An 18,739-nucleotide genomic window follows, 5' to 3' on the forward strand; every position below is an offset into this window, starting at 1 on the left:
ATTAGGTGAGATGGGGTTAAAATTTAAAAGCCTAAAAATCATAGAGTTATAGGGTTTGCTAAAGGAATAAAATCAGCATAAATGATAAATAGCGCAATTTTGCTGACTTTAACTATAGAAATTAATTACTTTGACCTCATAAAGCTAGGCAGATAGTCACTATAATCCTCTATAATAGGCATCTGAAAGCGCCTAGTCTTAAATAGCTTAGTCTCAAATGAATGGACTCGTCAGACAAAGCCTATTAAAAAGGCAAATGAAAATGAATAGAGACTGTCAATAAAATGACTGACTGACGATTAATTTAATGCTTAGCAAAAACGTGACACAATCCATATTTTACTAATAGAACTGACTGATTTATGACAATAGCTGCTTTAATTCCCGAATTCGCCGTAGGTCAACGTTACCTTTCTGACACCGAAGCCGAACTAGGCTTAGGCGTTGTTATTGATGTTGATGACCGCTGTGTGCATATTTTATTTGCCCAAAGCGAGGAGACGCGGGTCTACGCCAAAAATTCAGCCCCGCTCTCTCGGGTCGCGTTCAAAGTAGGGGATGAAATCACCGATCAAGATGGCAATACCCATATCGTGCAAGGTATTGACGAGGTGATGGGGGTACTCAAGTATCATGTGGAGGGGCATCCGCGTGGTATTATGGAAACCCGTTTGGCAGCCAATATCACGTTAGCAAAACCATTAGAACGATTGCTAGCAGGGCGAGTAGAGCGTGGCGACTGGTACGAGCTACGCCAAGACATATTGCGTATGCAGTCGGCACTAGCGGCACATCCTCTAAAAGGGCTCATGGGCGCCCGTGTCGATATTATCCCGCATCAGCTATATATCGCTCATGAAGTGGGTAAGCGTATCGCACCGAGAGTTTTGCTTGCCGATGAGGTCGGTCTAGGTAAGACCATAGAAGCGGGTCTGATTATCCATCAGCAGCTGCTTACGGGTAAGGCACAGCGTGTGCTGATATTGGTGCCAGATAGCTTGCAGTATCAGTGGATGATTGAGATGCGCCGCCGCTTTAATCTAAATTTCGCCCTTTTTGACTTAGTGCGTACCGCGGCTATTAAAGAGCACAATCCTGATCAAAACGTCTTTACCACAGAGCAGTGCATCATTGCCAGCTTAGATCTATTGGTCGACCATCACGATTTGTACGATCAAGCGATGGAGGCAGGATTTGATTTGTTGGTGGTCGATGAGGCGCATCATTTGCACTGGGATCCAGAGCAGGGCGGTAATGATAAATATGAGCTGGTTGCTGACTTTGCGCATCAAACGCCTGGCGTGTTATTGCTCACTGCGACACCAGAGCAGCTTGGTGTCGAGAGTCACTTTGCAAGACTGCGCTTGCTAGATTCAGACCGTTTTGATGATTTAGAGGACTTTGTTGCTGGTCAAGAGGCGTTTTCTGATACGGCCGCCGTGGCAGAGATACTGATGGATGAAAAGCCGCTGACTGAGAGCCAAATCAGTGCGCTGACTCATCTGCTTGGCTTGCAAGATGCGGATGAGCTTGCCAATATCAATGAAGACGATAAGCTTCGCACTTACGCACTCAATCAGTTATTAGACCGTCACGGTACAGGCCGTGTGCTATTCCGCAATACGCGCGATAGTGTACAGGGCTTTCACGGTCGAGCCAGTCGCCCGCACCCTCTGCCTTGCCCTGACGCTTGGATAGGCAACTATCAAACCTGTGGCAAGTTACGTGAGCAACTGTGGGGTGAGGAAAACCAACCCGATGGTAGCTGGCTAGAAGATGATCCCCGCGTCCCTTGGTTGGTTGAGTTACTCAAAGAGGATCTGAAGCACGAGAAGGTGCTGCTCATTGCTCGTAGTGGCGCTACCGTTGAAAGCTTAGAGGCAGTGCTGCGTCTACATGCCGGTATCAAAACCGCCATCTTTACTGAGCAAATGACCTTACTTGAGCGTGACCAAGCGGCTGCCTTTTTTGCCGATGAGCTTGGGGCACAGATATTGCTATGTTCTGAGATTGGCTCTGAAGGTCGCAACTTCCAGTTCGCCAGTCATCTAGTATTGTGGGATTTACCGGCTAACCCAGACACTTTAGAGCAGCGTATTGGGCGCCTCGATCGTATCGGTCAAAACCAAAAGATTACCCTACACGTTCCCTACGTCCAAGGCACTGCGCAAGAGCGTATGTACCAGTGGTATGACGGGGCGCTCGATATCTTTAATCACATATCACCAACCGCTCAAGTCGTCCAAGAGCAGTTTATTATGGACTTAAAGCCGCTGCTTGAGGGTGAGAGTAGTGATGAAAACCGTCAAGCCTTGGCAGAACTGATTGATGATGCCCGTACGTTGCGTCAGCAGTTAGAAGCAGAGCTACAGTCTGGTCGAGATCGTCTACTCGAATACAACTCCTGTCGTCCCCGTGTCGCCGCGCGTATTGCCGATGCGATGAGCGACTTTGATGCCAACAATCTATTGCCATCGTTCCTAGATCGCTTCTTCGCCTCGGTGAATTTAGATCACAGTGTCCAGCGTGATGGCTCGTGGGTGGTGCATCCGCCAGAAGCGGAAAACAGTCAGCATCCCGATGTCGAAAATCTACCAATATCCGAAGATGGCATGACCCTAACCTTCAAGCGTAGCCAAGCCTTGATGCGTGAGGACATGGACTTTATCACCCATGAGCATCCGCTGATGCTAGCCATTTATGACATGGCAAACTCGGGCACGTTTGGCAATACTACGGTGGCGATGCTCAAAAGCAACACTGTGCCAGAGGGTATGTTGCTGTTGGAGGTCAACTTTAGGATTACCACTATTGCGCCAAAAGTGCTCAACTTATCTGCCAATTTACCGACGCAAGTATTACGCGTATTTTTGGGCGAGCAGGGCGGAGATTTATCAGATCGCATCACCGCTGACATGATTGTGCCGCATATCGAACGCTTAGATAAGAACCGAGCTCGTCAAGTGGTCAAAGTGCGCAGTGAGGTGATTGAGTCGCGTTATCAGGATGCCGAAGCCATTGCCCAAAGCAAGCTTGATGATATTAGTACGCAAGCGTTAGCACGCTTTAGCCAGATTTGGCAGCGTGAAATTAGCCGTCTTCAGCACCTACAACAAGTGAACCCCAACGTGCGTGACGAAGAGATTGAGCGATTACAGTCCCTTAAAGCGCAAGGGGAGCAAGCGCTGGGCAATCTATCACTGGTGCCAGATAGTATTCGAATCTTGGTCGCTATTAAACCTTAGCACTCGCCGCAAGATTCAGATAGTAGTTAGGAGCTAATCTTGCTTTCGCTACTATCTACTGCTATGAGCGAGGCAGTGACTACCGTTTGGGTCGTCGCTTGCTTCGCGTCGCCACCCCAAACCTAGCCTGAGGAGGGATAAAGCAAAGCACTGCTTTGCCCCGACGCAAGAGAAAATCTGCGATTTTCTGAAAGACTCACTCAACCGTACATTATATCCGCTACAATCAAGGCTAAACCGCTCTTTCTTTTCACACCTTTTTTACTGACATCATTTCTAAAAAACATCCAATCCTAGTTAAACTCGGTCATGCTCAATGGAACGATTTTAGCTATCAGCAGTGCTAATTTGCGAATGTTCCACACGCCCTAATAGTTTAATTTCTAGATTTGCTATAAGATAGGGATAACGATAAAAAATTGACCTTAACCTTAAACTTAATTATTTTAAGATACTAAGAGGTAGGAAACAAACGCCATGACGCCCGCTGTTAATGTAGCCAAAAAGCTAAAACTTGATTATCAAATCCATGAATACGAACATAATCCGAGCGCAGAATCTTATGGCTTAGAGGCTGCTGACAAATTGGGCGTCGCACCAGAGCACGTTTTTAAAACCTTAGTAGTGACAACCGATGCCGATAAATTAGCCGTGGCAATCTTGCCCGTAAGTGACACGCTAAACTTCAAAAAGATGGCTAAGGCTTTGGGAGTTAAAAAGGTACAAATGGGGGAGCCAAAAGTGGTTGAGCGCACGACAGGCTATGTGCTCGGAGGGGTAAGTCCCTTAGGTCAAAAGAAGCGTCTAACGACGGTTATTCATCAGTCAGCTGCGTCATTGGCGAGTATATATGTCAGCGGTGGAAAGCGCGGGCTTGAGATTGAGCTACCGCCACAGCAGCTGAGCAACGCGTTGTCGGCTAATTTTGCCGATATTGTTGACTAGACCTCATTCAAACCTTACTTTAAAGAGATACACTATGCCACATGTCATCGTACAAGCCACACCCAACGTCACTATCAAAAACCCTGAACATTTATTAAAGCAGCTGAATACTACCTTATGGGATACTGGTCATTTTGGCTCTCCGCACGCGATTAAAGCCAGAATAATGGATCTAGAAACCTTCTTAGTCGGCACAGAGGATGACCAACAGGCTGAAGGGTTTGTCTATATCCAGTTGCGACTGATGCCGGGACGCAGTCAGCAGATCCGAGATGATTTGGCTGATAAACTACATCAGTGTTTGCAAGACACGGTTCAAGGTCAGCAGTCCGGCAGGGTTAAAGTACAATACTGTGTAGAGGTGGTGGAGTTAAGCGCCGCGTATAAAAAGAGTAGGATTTAGCCTTTTAGCTTTTTAGCATTTTATGACAGGCAAGTCACTCAAACCATGTAAACCACACAAGTATAGTCTATTAACGACAAGAGTCTCTGAGACACTCAAGTAGAGTCAAAGAAGTCTAAAATGGTTACAAGGCAACCCAGTGCAAGTACTACTGGAGTAGGCTTAACGAGGTTAACGCCGTAACCGTTTACTAGTTCGCTGACTATATTTTAGTTTAATGATAAGTTGACTTAAGTGATACCTGTAGAACTGGTGCATTTAAGCAATAGCTACCTGGTTCTTAACTTATTAAAACTCATTGTAGGCTGCTGCTTTTAGCCCAGCAAATTAAAACCTTTAATCAAAAATGCTGGGCTAAAGCCACAGCCTACGTTAAGAGTTGAGAATGGGGTAATAGTTATACTTATCTACGAGTCACATAAGTCTTTACTGACGCTTTTAGGTAGTACCACCGCTTCTGTACGATAGCCAGCTTTTTGAGCTGTTTGTCGCCATTAAACGGCGTGTAATACGGCACTTATAAGTCGCTGTCTATGAGTGAGTAATCACTCATTTAACGACTCTATCCCTGAAATGACTGTCAAAAGAAAGAGCGGTTTAGCCCTGACATGAGCGGTATCCTACTGAGTTAGGCGGTTGCGAGTACTTGGCTAGCGGTAGTATCGAGATAACAGGAATGCCGATAGCCTTAGAGCTCGCACCGCCTAACTTAGTAGATACAAGCGGTTGGCAGGATTAGCTACTGATTGGTTTTATAAAATAAAGAGTGCGACAAAGATATCAATATTTAAAAGAATTTCACAAATCAACCTTCACAAAAAAACGCCCTAATAAATTAGGGCGTTTTTTTGTGGAGGTTAAACTTTATAAAGATTAAGACTTAATCTAAGAACGCAAAGTTCTCGATGTCCATATCCGTCATTGACGAGCTTGGCGCTACCATACTTTCGGCATGACCTGAGGTACGTGGCAAAATCTTATCGAAATAGAAGTTTGCCGTTTGGATTTTAGCGGTATAGAACTCAGGCGCTTCAGTACCACCGTTCTCAAGCTTTTCTTGCGCTACTGCTGCCATACGTGCCCAATGATAGGCCATCATCACATAGCCTGAATACATTAAGTAATCGACTGAAGCGGCAGATATAATCTCACGATCTTTACGCGCGCTTAGCATTAGACGAACGGTTAAGGTGTTCCACTCAGCACATAGCTTGGTAAGTGCCCAAACATATTTACGCATGTTTTTGTCTAAGGCATATTCGCCACACCACTTCATAATGCTTGAGGTATAGTCGCGGATAGCCTTACCTTTAGACTGTAAGATCACCTTACGACCTAATAAATCAAGCGCCTGAACGCCAGTGGTACCTTCGTATAGGGTAGCAATGCGTGCATCACGAGCGATAAGCTCCATGCCCCACTCTTTAATATAGCCGTGTCCGCCATATACTTGCTGACCTTCTTTCGCCGCTTCAATACCAAGCTCAGTTAAGAAGCCTTTAATAATAGGCGTATAGAAGCCTAATTTATCATCCCACTTCTCAAACTCTTCGTTGTTGCCTTCAGCGACGCCTTGTGACATTTTATCCGCATAGCGGGCAGCATGATAAATCATTGAGCGGCCGCCTTCAGCGAATGCCTTCATGGTCAATAGCATACGACGTACATCTGCATGATGAATGATGGCATCAGCTACTTTATCCGGCTCTTTGGTGCCAGATAGGGTACGCATTGAACGACGCTCTTTGGCATAAGGTAGGGCGTTTTGGAACGCAAGCTCACAATGGGCAAGACCTTGAATACCTGTACCAATACGCGCTGTATTCATAAAGGTAAACATGGCTTTAAGACCACGGTTAGGCTCACCGATTAAGTAACCTTTGGCGTCATCAAAGTTCAAGACACAGGTAGCTGAAGAGGAAATCCCCATCTTATGTTCGATTGAACCACATGAAACACCGTTGCGTTCGCCAGCTTCACCTTCTTCATTGATATCAAACTTAGGCACAATAAATAGTGAAATACCACGAGTCCCTTCAGGCGCATCTGGAAGACGGGCAAGAACGATATGGATAATATTATCCGTTAGGTCATGCTCACCGCTTGAGATGAAGATTTTAGTACCGTTAAGTTTATAAGTACCGTCTTCTTGAGGTACTGCTTTGGTTTTTACTTGACCCAAGTCAGTACCGCATTGTGGTTCAGTCAAACACATAGTGCCTGACCACGTACCTTCGACAAGCTTTGGCAAGTAGGTGTCTTTTTGCTCATCAGTACCATACTGAAGTAAGGTATTAATACAGCCAGTAGTTAGACCAGCATACATAGTCCACGGCCAGTTAGCGGTTCCGATCATTTCAGACTTAATAAGGTTGATGGACATTGGCAAGTTCATACCGCCGTACTCTTCAGGGTATGAAATGCCTTGCCAACCCCCTTCTACGAACATGTCGTAAGCTTCTTTAAAGCCTTTAGGGGTTGTCACTTCACCATTTTCAAAATGACACCCTTCTGCATCTGCAGGCTGATACAGGGGAGCAATGACGTTTTCAGAGAAGTCGGCAATGCCCTGAAGGATCATATCGACGGTTTCTGGATCCGCATTTTCACCATTACTTAAGTCTTTAAAATGAGTTTGAAAGTCAAAAACATCATTTAGTAAGAACTTCATATCGCGGAGGGGGGCTTTATAACTTAACATAATTGGTCTCTTTGAAATTGGGTGTATAGTAGTCAGCCATAGTGCATTCGATAATGGCATCACGACATTGAATTTAGTATAACGGTAATTAATATAAAAACCTATGATCTATAACTATTATTCATTAGTGAACATCTATATTATAATAATTAGTTGCGTTAACCCTCAAAAATACAGATATTTTATGATTTTATGAGTATAGCTACACTTTATTAGAGTTCATGTAAGATTTTGATATAATTATATTTATGGTTCAATATCTAGGAATATCTGAACTGACATTATTATAATAATTTAATTTATGGCTAAGGTTCATACTGATGCTCTATTCTTTTATTTAGTATTTAGTATTTAGTATTTAGTATTTAGTATTTAGTATTTAGTATTTAGTATTTAGTATTTAGTATTTAGTATTTAGTATTTAGTATCTTAGTATTTAGTATTAGGAACCCCTCAATATAGTATAGCGTTTAAAAATTAGGCGCATTATATTGATGTTGTTCATATGTCACTTTGAGTTTATATTTGTTGACGACTGCTCAAAGATGCATTAACCATCATCCTCTATCCTATTCGATCTCTATACGATCATAATCCTCTCATCCAACCGTTTAAAAGATTAGCTGACCTATGTACAAACAGCGCATAAAAGAGCTTGCGAGGCGTGAAGCCAGTCATTTGTTTACCCTAAAGACGACCACGAGACCTTGGCATTTCGTCGTTACAGCCGCAGCGACGATCACAGCGACTATCTTAATTGGGGTTTTATATCATCAAATGGCGACGGGTATCTTGGCATCACTTGGCGCTATGATTATTCTAAATCAGCCGTCCACAGGCAATTTGCGCCAACGTCAGGGGCTGCTGTTGTTTATGGCACTCGTGATGGTTAGCAGCTATAGTTTGGGGTTGATCGCCTACAATCTACCCCACTTGCGGATGCCCATATTTAGTATGGTGGCATTGGTGTTAGTCTTTATCGGTCGTTACCTACATTTACCCCCGCCTGCTGGTATGTTTATTATGATGGCATCTACTATTGCGATGTTTAGTCCAGTAGGGTGGTCAGAGATGCCTGCAAAAATAGCGGTGGTGGCAAGTGGTTCGGCATTTGCTTGGCTCGCTGGCCTGTTGTATAACCTTTTTATTGTCAAGCCGTCAGACGAGCTAGCACCTAAAAGAGGACGTTATGAGAAAGGACTCCTGACTGAGACGGTTATTGTAACTGCCTTTGTGGTACTGGCGCTAGAGACCTCGATGTGGCTACATATGCCTTATCCTTATTGGGTACCGGTTAGCTGTTATATTATTTTGCAAGGCATACATCTGCGAACAATATGGATTAAGCAGTTACATCGTATATTGGGGACGGGTATCGGCGTTGGGGTGGCGTGGTTATTACTGGCACTGCCGCTGAGCAATATGGGGGTGGTGCTGGTTATTTTTATGATGTTTCTTTGGATTGAGGGCATCATTGTGCGACATTATGCGTTAGCCGTTGTGATGATTACCCCCATGACTATTTTTATTGCCGAATACGGAAGAGGTCATGCCGCGCTAGAAGGGGCGGGTACTATTGCTCATAATGCCATCATTCAGGCACGATTTTGGGATACGGTATTGGGATGCTCCATAGCGTTAGTAGGCGGTGTGGTGATGCACTCTACTTGGCTTAGACGGCCTCTGATGACACTTGAGGCCAAAATGATTAAGCACAAGGTTACCCAAAAAGTCTAAGCACAAACTATAGGCATACAAGTTAAGCACAAAAGCTAAGCGGTTGTGGCAACAGCGGTGGGGTCGACTTTGACCCCTGTCCAGTGCTCGAAGCTTAAGGCAGCCTGTCCGATTAACATACCATAGCCTTCTGAAGTATGAGCGCCTTGTGCTTGGAAATGGCGTAAAAAAGGAAGTTCACGACCATACATCATATCGTAGGCATAGTGGCAGCTAAGATTCTCATCAAGTGGCAGCATGTCCCCAGATAGGCCAATGGAGGTGGCGTTAATGATAATATCAAATGGTCCCGTTAAGTCAGTCAGTGCTACGCTTTTAGGGTGAATCTCTTTAATATCAGGGCTGGCATCACACAGGTGTTGAACCAATGCGTCGGCTTTACTCACGGTGCGATTCGCAATCGTCAATTGACTGACCCCTGCTTCAATCAGCGGCAATATAACCCCACGAGAAGCGCCGCCTGCCCCTAATATAGCAACGTTAGCTGCTTTTAACGGCCAACCGAGTGTCTTAAGATGGTTGACGAGGCCTTGGCCGTCTGTATTGTCGCCATATATCTTAGAATCTTTTAACATCAACGTATTGACGGCGCCCGCGACTTTGGCATGGTCGGATAATCCGCCACGCTGCGCACACAGTTTATAAGCCACCTGTTTAAAAGGCACGGTGACATTCGCGCCGATACCGCCGCCATTAAAAAAAGCCTCAACCACGGCCTCAAAGCTTGCCGCATCATCTGGACAATACTGACGATTGTACTCGATGGACAGTCCAGCTTGTTTTGCAAACTGCTGGTGGATGTCAGGAGATTTACTGTGGGCAATCGGATTGCCAATAACAATGAAGTGTTGCTTAACAGCTGAGTGTTGCTTAGCAGCTGAATTGTGAGTTGCAGGGTTTGTCATAAGTCACTCGTTAGTAAGAGATAGGTCGTACATTTATTAAGCATTATTATAAGTCATACCTGCTCTATAAAATAACCAATGTTTGTTAGACTCGGTCAGGTTGTTTAAACTTACTATTGGTAGCATTTGATTTATTAGTTTGATTGGTTGCGTTTGGACTGGCCTTGCTCGATACGTTTATTTCTCGATTTGGTAGTATTAGAGTCTATAAGACTCTATAAATAAGGTAGAGTCTATAAAAAGGCTTGATGGTTATTATGTGATCTCTATTGTCTCATGGTTGTTAAAGGATAAAAAATCTACCAAAACAGTCTCGTGCTTTTAGGCTATCAGTCTTCCTACTTAGTCGATTTTATACATCCCCTAAGTTAAGATAACAAACACTCTATCTTAGGGAGAGGCCCTAGCAAGATTTTAGCAGTGGTTCATGTTTTTTCCACTATGCAATGGGCGGCGATTTGGATACACTAGCTACCTATGACATAGAAACTAATTGAAAAGAAACTTATTGAATAGATACTTGTTAAACAAAATGGTTAGGATTAATAAAAAGTTTCGGTTGCATAAAAAGGTTAGGCTGAAGTACCAAGGTTAAGGTATATTAACAAATTACTAACTCTAATAACGTTTTCAAATCTGGATAACGTTTTCGCCCTAAAAGATCAAATAAGTATAAATAAAAGGTGTGCGTGAATGAATTTCAGCATGATTTTGACTAAGTTTTCTAGTGCCAAGCTTTCTAGTACCAAGTTTTCCAGTACTAAGTCTATTAAGAGCCCTAAGCTTTTAGCATACTCAATGTTGCCTCGTATAGCAGCGATTGGATTGGCAACCTGCTTGGTAGTCACGGGTTGTGGGCAAACGGATCAAGAAAGTAGCGCAGGTGCTGTAGAAAAAAGCTCATCAGAAGCTCTATCTGCTGAAACAAAAGCGACCAACGATGCGTTGCAGGCGCATCAACAAGATATTAAGGATAGTAATGCCGTAACCGCTGAGCCTGAAGGAAAGCCTGTTAGCTATGATGTGCAAAATTGGAAAGCAAACAGCAATACTAATATTGGTGTAGAAGACATTGACCAAATGAAGAAAATGTTTGGTAAAGTGACCGCCACGGATGAAAATAGCTTGGATTACGCCAGTAATAGCGCCGTAAAATACCGATTTATGGAAGGGGATCAACCTTATTTAGATATTATCGACTCTCCTAACTATTTAGAGTTTGGCTGGTATTATGCAAACCCCAATGACTCAGATAAAGAAAAACAGATAAGTGTTGATCATGCTAAAAAGGCCTATCAGGTGGCCACTGCCCTTATGGGCGATGAAGGGGGTCAACTAGTTGCCAGCATGTTAGGGCGTCAAATAACCAAAGATAGCGAAGTCGGTGGCAAGCAAGTTGAACTGGCAAAATGTGAATTTTATAGTTGTATGCTGATTTTAAACAAAGGTAGTTAAGGTGATTATGTAACGCGCTATCGCTTCTTAACTGCGATGTTCATTGTGTATTTTTAGATGCTGATATCACCTTATCACGGTTTAGTGTTATAACTCTTTCTAATCAGCGTCATGTTCTAATCAGGGTCATAGCAGGTGACGCCATTTTAGGAAAGGAATAAAATATGTCTCAGGCCATGACTTGGTATCAACTGACCGATGCAGGTATGGCTAAATTTGACGATACCGCTTTTGTCGCCAGACCTTCACTTATACAATCCTCATACCTAGATCCCTCTGATATACCCAGTTCGCGCGCGATGGCCTATGGTGATGGCTTTTTTACCACCATAGGTGTCCATAAGGGCGATCCTTTAGGGCTGCACTACCATCAAGCGAGAGTCCACAGTCACTGTCAGGCGCTTTATCTCTATTTTCATTTAGAGCGTCAAAAGCTGCTATGGCGAGCGATTATAGACTTAGCTAACAATATACAACACGGTATTATCAAAGTTATTATCTCACGTGTTGAACAAGACTTGAGGGGCTATGCGCATGCCGCGACTTTAGAGGATAATTCCGCTTTGGTCTGGATTGGGGTGCTGCAAAGTAATCCATTATCTGATAAAACAGCCACCTTCCTTTCTGATGGTATTGCTCATGTTGATACCCCAATAATGTCATCCAATCCTAATGAAGACCGTCAATGCTCTCCTCTTGAAAACTCACTTGAACAGCTAGACGACATGGTGAATTGCGACCTTATACCAAATCTAGAAATTAATCTATTGAGGAAGGCGAATGCAAACACTACAAATAGTAGGTTCAGTGAGCCTGACAAAAATAGGTTATTTTATAGAACAGGTATTATTCTTCAGCAACCGCCAATCGTTGCCACATGTCTAACCTCACAACTGGCAAGCTTACCTAAGCCTCTTGCGGGTCTAAAAACCTTAAATCGACTAGACAGTGTCTTGATCGCTGGTGAGCTCCAGCGTGTAAAGATGACGCACACTGAAGTCGCAGAAGGTTTGGTTAGTGATATGGCAGGTCACTGGGTTGAGGGGGTATCTAGTAATGTCTTTTATCAATTAAAACCGACTGATTCTAAGTCTCAATGCACTAAAAATAAGTGGTTAACACCGCCTATTGAAGCCTCTGGGGTCGCAGGCACATTGCGTCAAGCCATTATGGATAGACTTGAGTGCGCCAATCAACCCGTCACCCTTCGAATATTAACCAGTAAAGATTTAAAAAATATTCATTCGATGTTTTTTTGCAATGCGGTGCGTGGTGTTATGCCCGTGCGTGAGCTGCTGGTGAAGGATCAGCGCTTGGCGTTGTCATTGCAACCCTTTACATGAAACTCAGTGCTTATGTGATGTTCACTATTTAAAACAATATCTTCGTCTTTATACTGTGCTTGAATCTTCTCTACTGCTTCTAAGTTATTGTCCGCTACTACCTCAACTACCGATGACAAGGTTTCGATAATTTCAATCGAGAAAGTCTGTTTACTCATTGCTATTACCTTATTTGTCTTTAATGATCCAAAGATATTAATGTTTTTAATTTTGAGAGGGTTTTTTATAATTATAGAGGGCTAATGCTTTAATTCTGATCGTCGTTTGTAACGATGCAGGGTGTTTTATCTATTTTATGAACGCTTTCTATATTGTCCGTTACCTAAGAATTCGATAATGCCTTTGCCACGCAATATCTGCAATTGCTGACGAATTTTGGCTTCAATATTATTATTGTCGGGATAACGAGATTTAAGGTAGTCGCTAAACCGATAAACATCTTTAAGATTAAAGGCAATGGGCAATTTATCCACGCATTGCATGACCTCTAACGTCCAGCCTCTGTTTTTTGCATTTTGAGTACGTAAAAAAGTTGTTTTATGAAACTGAGTAGTGACAAGATTTGGCGGAATTACGGTTTGGTTTTTTACCAAAAATACTTTACCAAGGTCAGGCACTTTACTCAGGTTTATATTGCAACCGACCCATCCTGCACGCTTCGCTGTTTCAGGCAAGGGAGGCCGCTTGATAATAATATCAGGTGTAAAAAAGTGCTTAGGAATAATTAGAAAGTTATTAACTGTCAGCTCATTAGAGTAAGTTAAAAAGAAAAAATTGGGATTGGTATCGCTGCTGATGCGCTCTATCATGGTGTTATAAGCCCCATCATTAATGACGTTGCTTAGTGTCGCTCTTTTACTTTTAAGTTCATACTGCTCTTGACAGCTTTGACAAAAGAAATCAGCGACAGGACGATTATTGGCAAAGTTTTGTAAAGGGGTATTGCCACAATTGGGACAGTAACCTTGTTTACTTACCCAATCTTCACTCAGGACTCTGGCTATTTGACTGGGCGATTTATAGCCTTTTGCTAACTGTTTATCAAACTGTAAGTTCATATTTGAGTCCCGCATCTTGTATGATCGTTAAAAATAGCAGACTTATCTGTGTAATCATCATTGAATATACTTGCATACAGTGCTAAATTCTACAAAACTTTTATCTCGTGAGTATGTATGAGCGATTCAAACCCAAATTTGCCAGAAGATAACACCGATCTTCCTTCAAAAACCCCGCCAGTTCAAGACAAAACAAAGGCAAGCGCCCTAAAAAGTGAGAACAAATCGGCATCCCCTCAGACCGATGTGTCTTTGGTATGTGATGAACACTCGACTAAAAAAGAGCCTGCCTCAGGAACTACCTCAAAGCGAAGCTACCAATTGCTGTTGGTTTTAGGACTGATGTTTGCCTTTGTACTAGCGATGGGCTATCAAACCCTCTTTGGTCATTCGTCGCAACCTAAGGGCGACATGATGGTAGAAGAAGGCCAGAGTTATTATGGGTTTTTACCACAGTTTCAGCGCGATGTGCCCATGTTTTCAGCAAATTTAGCTAAGTTATATATCAAGTCTACTGTTGATACGCCACTGCAGGCAGGGAAGTATGAAGTACCTGAGAATGCAAGCTTAATGCAGTTGATGGACATATTTAAGCAAGGGCCTAAGGTTGAAATGGCGACCGTCCAAATCATTGAAGGAAAGCGGGCAGAGGATCTTTACAAAGTTTTGGCGAGTAATGACAACATTACATTAGAGGTTTTAGAAGCTGACGGAACGCCAAAAGACAACTTTAAGCAGCTATTGGGTATTGATGCCTATACACCTGATGGAGAGTTTGCTGATAACTTGGAAGGATGGTTCACCCCAGATACCTATTACTATAATCAAGGGGTAACCGACAAGCAGGTATTGACTGACTTGTATCAAAGTCAGCAACAAGCGCTTGATACAGCGTGGGAAAATCGAGCAGACGATCTGCCGTATGAGTCGCCCTATGATGCGCTCATCATGGCCTCTATTATCGAGAAAGAGACCAGTGTACCAAGCGAACGTGAAGTGGTCTCAGCCGTATTTGTTAACCGTTTAAAAAAAGGTATGCGCTTACAAACAGACCCTACTATTATTTATGGAATGGGTAAGCGCTATGATGGCGATATTCGCCGTAAAGATATCGATGAGAAAACCGCTTACAACACCTATCAAATCGATGGCTTGCCACCGACGCCCATATCACTACCGTCAATCGCCTCTATCGAGGCGGCGATGCACCCAGCAGACAGTGATGCATTGTACTTTGTCGCAACCGGTACAGGGGGTCATAAGTTTACGAAGACGCTCGCTGAGCATAATCAAGCGGTAAGAGAGTATCTCAACGTCATGCGTCAACAAAAGAGCAATCAATAAGTGAGTGATCCTTTATGACAGCATCTATGACAGCGATTGTGCCAACGACGACCAGTCAGGGTAAGTTTATAAGCTTTGAGGGCACGGAGGGTGTGGGTAAAACCACTGCCATTAATGGCTTATGTGCTCAGTTAGATGCAGAAGGTATCGACTATGTTCGCACCCGTGAGCCGGGAGGCAGTCCATTTGCTGAGCAGCTGCGAGCGTTGTTGCTCGATCCACAGACCGATATTCACGATAACACAGAGCTATTATTAATGTTTGCTGCCCGTAGTGACCATTTGCACAAGGTGATATTGCCGGCCTTAAATGCAGGTAAATGGGTAGTATGTGATCGCTTTATAGACTCTACGGTTGCTTATCAGGGCTATGGAAGAGGGGGCGCTGATCCCACGATGTTAAGCAAAATTGACAGCTTGATTAGGCAGTTTGTACCCCGATTGCCTGACATGACGCTATGGCTGGATTTACCCGTGGCAGAAGGGGTGGCGCGTGCTGGTAAGCGCGGTAAGGCAGATCGCTTCGAGCAAGAGAAGCTGGCCTTTTTTGAGCGTGTATATCAAGGTTTTTATGAGCAGTACCAAGCTTATCCGAAGCGTATCAAGCGTATCGATGCCAGTGGTGAGATAGCGGTCGTGTCTGAGCGGATTTGGCAGGCGGTTAGTCAATATTGCGAATGATTTGACTATGCAAGCAATCTAGTGTCACTCGCAGTATCAGTCAGTTATAATGACTCACTCAAAATAAGCCAGGCAAAATGAAACAATCCAAATAAGCCAGGCATAAAAAAAGCACTCAATTGAGTGCTCTTTTTTTGTCTACCATTATGGCGAGTAGGCTTAATATGAAACTATTTGTCATCTTTCTTAGTAGTCTCACTCTTGGTAGCTTCACTGCCTTTACGAGCCGCTGTGTCTGGTAAGCGCTCAGGATCTAAGCTGCCATTGGCCTGTCTTGGGGCTTGAGAGTTACCATTGTCCTTTGACTGTAATGATTTGACAGACGTTTGTGATTTAGCCGTCTTGGGTGCTCCCTCAGAGCTGTCAGCGTGCTTTTGTATAGTCTTTTCAAGCTTCGTTGCAAGCTCAGCCTCTAACGTTTTGGGGGGTAGCACAGTGGGTGCCGACTGAGTATCCACTTCCGATTTTGTAGCGTTATCAGTTGTCGATGCCTGCGTCGGTTTTGAGGTGCTATTTGATGCTTTTGTGACATCAGAATCACTCTCATAAGAGGGATCACGAACATCATCAGATAAGGCTTTTTCTTTGCGCTTCTCAGGTGCTTTGGACGACGCTTTAAACTGAGAGTCTGCTAAGGCGCGGGCTTGGTTTTGTTTGTCAGTAACGTCAACATTTTTAGGTTGTACGTTATCTTCAATCACTAACGCGACTAATTTTTGATCACGGGTAATTTCGTTTTCTGAGCCATCAGTAATGACATGCAAATGGCCTTCTTTATCAATGGTAAATAACGGCACAAATTGTTTGTTGTCAGCCTGGTATTGGCTATAGGTATAGCTATCAGTGATATTGGTAATCTTTACCCGTGCTTTTTTAGACAGCATACTCGCCATCTTGGTGTAGGTGACATCTTTACCAAATAACCAGTGTGAGGTGAACCCTGAACGTTTAGACTCGCGTTCAGTCTTGGTTTTATCATCAGCAAATTTAAGGCGGTAAATCTTTTGATCACCAAACTCATGGCGATAATGCAACTCTGATAAGGTGTTCATCTCTTTATCGATACTCATCGCAAACAGATGACCAATACCAATTAAGTCTAAATGGCGATCGGCATGATCAGAGATGGGATTACCAAAGTAGGTTCGCAGTCCAGACATACGTGCCTTAGCGATATTGGTGTAGTTATTATGCGCCACCAATACATCAAATCCTTGATCTTGCAGAGCTTCGGCTACTTTGATAGCGACAGGGTTTGAACCCACGATAAGTACCCCATTGCTGGCAGGCTCACGAACCCCCAATAGATTCCCCACCATTTTAGCGCCTAAGCCCTGAATCAATACTGTACCGATAATGACCATAAATACCAGAGGTACCAGTAGTTCGACACCTTGGATATCATATTCTTGCAGGCGAATAGCAAACAAAGATGAGATAGCGGCTGCGACAATACCGCGCGGACCAATCCAACTGATCATCATTTTTTCTGATGTTTTCAAATTGGAGCCCATCGATGAGACCCAAACGGATAGCGGACGGGCAATAAACATCACAATAGCCAATAGCACGAGCCCTTGGATGCCTACACTTAGCAGGCTGTCGAGCTCAACGCGAGCTGCTAAAACGATAAACAATACAGAGATCAACAAGACGGTTAATGATTCATTAAATTCTAAAATTTGATCGCGTGGAAAACCTTTCCAGTTAGCTAATGCTACCCCCATGACGGTGACGGCTAATAGACCAGATTCGTGCTCTAAGTGATTCGAGATTGAGAACAGTAACAACACAAACGCTAAGGTAAAGACATTGTGCAAAAACTCAGGAATCATATGGCGTTTGATAAGATTTGCTAATACAAAGGCACCAAACATACCGATGATACTAGCGATAATAACAATCTCAGCAAATAAGAAGATGCTATTGGCCTCACCGCCTGAGATGATGTATTCATAGACCAAAACGACAGCAATTGCCCCCACAGGGTCGATAATAATACCTTCCCACTTAAGAATATTAGAGATGGTCTTATTGGGGCGTACACTGCGGAGCAAAGGCATGATCACAGTCGGACCAGTGACACAGACTAATGAGCCAAATAACAAGGCAATCAGCGGATCAACATCAAAGAGCAAGTAAGTCGATAGGGCAACAATGGCGATGGTAATGACCACACCGACTGAGACCAGCATCTGTACTACTTTACCGTGTTGCTTAATTTCATCAAATTCTAAAGTTAAGGACCCTTCAAATAAGATAATGGCAACCCCTAAGGATATAAACGGGAAAAGTAACTCGCCAAGGACAGCATCAGGATCGAAGTAATTCATTACTGGACCAACAAAAATGCCGATGAGTAATAAAAACAATATAGAGGGCTGTTTTAAATACCAAGCGAGCCATTGGGCAGCAATGCCAAGCCCAAGCACGCCAGATAATAATAACGCGGTATCCATGAATAATTCCTTGTAGATGCAAGACATCATTACGATGCCATTTTGTGTCAGCTGAGACCTCGATCTGTCATCAATTCTGTTGCACAGTTTATCAAAAGAGAAGAGATGCCGTTTAAACGGTTACAGTATGGTTTAAATGCAATAACTAAAGTTCATAATGTTCAACAGAGGCTAATCACCATTGTAAAAAAAAGCCTAGTTAAAATTTCTAGGCTTTGCGGAGTAGCGGCGTTCATTATTCGGCTTTTATTATTTAACGTCTGTTCTTTAAACAAAGGTTTTTAACAGATTTCGTCTAACAGATGGGTTTTAACGTTTATCGTTTAATAATGAGGGGTAATACCCAGTTTTTAATACCCAGCTTTTAATATCTAAGTATTAGCACTAGGTTTTTACATCTGTCATTAGACGTATCATGAAATATCAAAGTGCTGACTCAAGGTTTTTGTTTAAAATAAGGTGAA

General features: G+C 43.3%; 13 protein-coding genes. 8 read left to right on the forward strand and 5 right to left on the reverse strand.

Annotation, left to right across the window (positions count from 1 at the left end; genetic code table 11):
• Positions 1-362: 362 nt before the first annotated feature.
• The 3 genes from rapA (at position 363) to AC21OG_RS05410 (ending at position 4,593) form a co-directional block, all read left to right on the forward strand.
• On the forward strand, positions 363-3,245 hold the full coding sequence (gene rapA, locus AC21OG_RS05400) for an RNA polymerase-associated protein RapA (RefSeq protein ID WP_487376317.1): 2,883 nt from the start codon (positions 363-365) through the stop codon (positions 3,243-3,245).
• Between the two features lie 477 nt (positions 3,246-3,722).
• Positions 3,723-4,190, forward strand: coding sequence for a Cys-tRNA(Pro) deacylase (gene ybaK, locus AC21OG_RS05405; protein ID WP_487376319.1), 468 nt, complete (start codon positions 3,723-3,725; stop codon positions 4,188-4,190).
• A 34-nt stretch (positions 4,191-4,224) separates the two neighbouring features.
• On the forward strand, positions 4,225-4,593 hold the full coding sequence (locus tag AC21OG_RS05410) for a 5-carboxymethyl-2-hydroxymuconate Delta-isomerase (RefSeq protein ID WP_487376321.1): 369 nt from the start codon (positions 4,225-4,227) through the stop codon (positions 4,591-4,593).
• Positions 4,594-5,473: 880 nt separating this feature from the next.
• Here the strand turns inward: AC21OG_RS05410 and AC21OG_RS05415 are convergent.
• The gene (locus AC21OG_RS05415; protein WP_486545563.1) at positions 5,474-7,294 is read right to left on the reverse strand and encodes an acyl-CoA dehydrogenase C-terminal domain-containing protein; all 1,821 of its coding nucleotides are present in this window, start codon (positions 7,292-7,294) and stop codon (positions 5,474-5,476) included.
• 630 nt (positions 7,295-7,924) lie between these two features.
• Here AC21OG_RS05415 and AC21OG_RS05420 point away from each other — a divergent pair.
• Positions 7,925-9,031 carry an FUSC family protein gene (locus AC21OG_RS05420; RefSeq protein WP_487376322.1) on the forward strand — a complete coding sequence of 369 codons (1,107 nt, stop codon included), beginning with the start codon at positions 7,925-7,927 and terminating at the stop codon, positions 9,029-9,031.
• 35 nt (positions 9,032-9,066) lie between these two features.
• On the opposite strand, the gene aroE is transcribed toward AC21OG_RS05420, so the two are convergent.
• Positions 9,067-9,936, reverse strand: coding sequence for a shikimate dehydrogenase (gene aroE, locus AC21OG_RS05425; protein WP_487376324.1), 870 nt, complete (start codon positions 9,934-9,936; stop codon positions 9,067-9,069).
• Between the two features lie 693 nt (positions 9,937-10,629).
• On the opposite strand from aroE, the gene AC21OG_RS05430 reads away from it, so the two are divergent.
• Positions 10,630-11,391, forward strand: coding sequence for a hypothetical protein (locus tag AC21OG_RS05430; protein WP_487376325.1), 762 nt, complete (start codon positions 10,630-10,632; stop codon positions 11,389-11,391).
• A gap of 164 nt (positions 11,392-11,555) precedes the next feature.
• Entirely contained in the window at positions 11,556-12,734 is a 1,179-nt protein-coding gene (locus AC21OG_RS05435; RefSeq protein ID WP_487376327.1) for an aminotransferase class IV, read from the forward strand.
• Here the strand turns inward: AC21OG_RS05435 and AC21OG_RS05440 are convergent.
• Both AC21OG_RS05440 and AC21OG_RS05445 read right to left on the reverse strand, forming a co-directional pair.
• Positions 12,698-12,892: a DpnD/PcfM family protein gene (locus tag AC21OG_RS05440; protein WP_487376329.1), complete on the reverse strand. Its 195-nt coding sequence runs from the start codon at positions 12,890-12,892 to the stop codon at positions 12,698-12,700. The genes AC21OG_RS05435 and AC21OG_RS05440 overlap by 37 nt on opposite strands.
• Before the next feature lie 135 nt (positions 12,893-13,027).
• Positions 13,028-13,792: a DpnI domain-containing protein gene (locus AC21OG_RS05445; RefSeq protein WP_486545572.1), complete on the reverse strand. Its 765-nt coding sequence runs from the start codon at positions 13,790-13,792 to the stop codon at positions 13,028-13,030.
• A 117-nt stretch (positions 13,793-13,909) separates the two neighbouring features.
• Here AC21OG_RS05445 and mltG point away from each other — a divergent pair, with 117 nt between their 5' ends.
• Both mltG and tmk read left to right on the forward strand, forming a co-directional pair.
• Entirely contained in the window at positions 13,910-15,136 is a 1,227-nt protein-coding gene (mltG, locus tag AC21OG_RS05450; protein WP_487376330.1) for an endolytic transglycosylase MltG, read from the forward strand.
• Between the two features lie 14 nt (positions 15,137-15,150).
• A complete protein-coding gene (gene tmk, locus AC21OG_RS05455) occupies positions 15,151-15,816 on the forward strand; it encodes a dTMP kinase (RefSeq protein ID WP_487376332.1) in 666 nt (221 codons plus the stop codon).
• Between the two features lie 170 nt (positions 15,817-15,986).
• On the opposite strand, the gene AC21OG_RS05460 is transcribed toward tmk, so the two are convergent.
• Complete coding sequence (locus tag AC21OG_RS05460) at positions 15,987-18,275, reverse strand: cation:proton antiporter (RefSeq protein ID WP_487376333.1); 2,289 nt, start codon at positions 18,273-18,275, stop codon at positions 15,987-15,989.
• Positions 18,276-18,739 lie beyond the last annotated feature (464 nt).

The organism is Psychrobacter sp. CX5 (assembly GCF_057621535.2).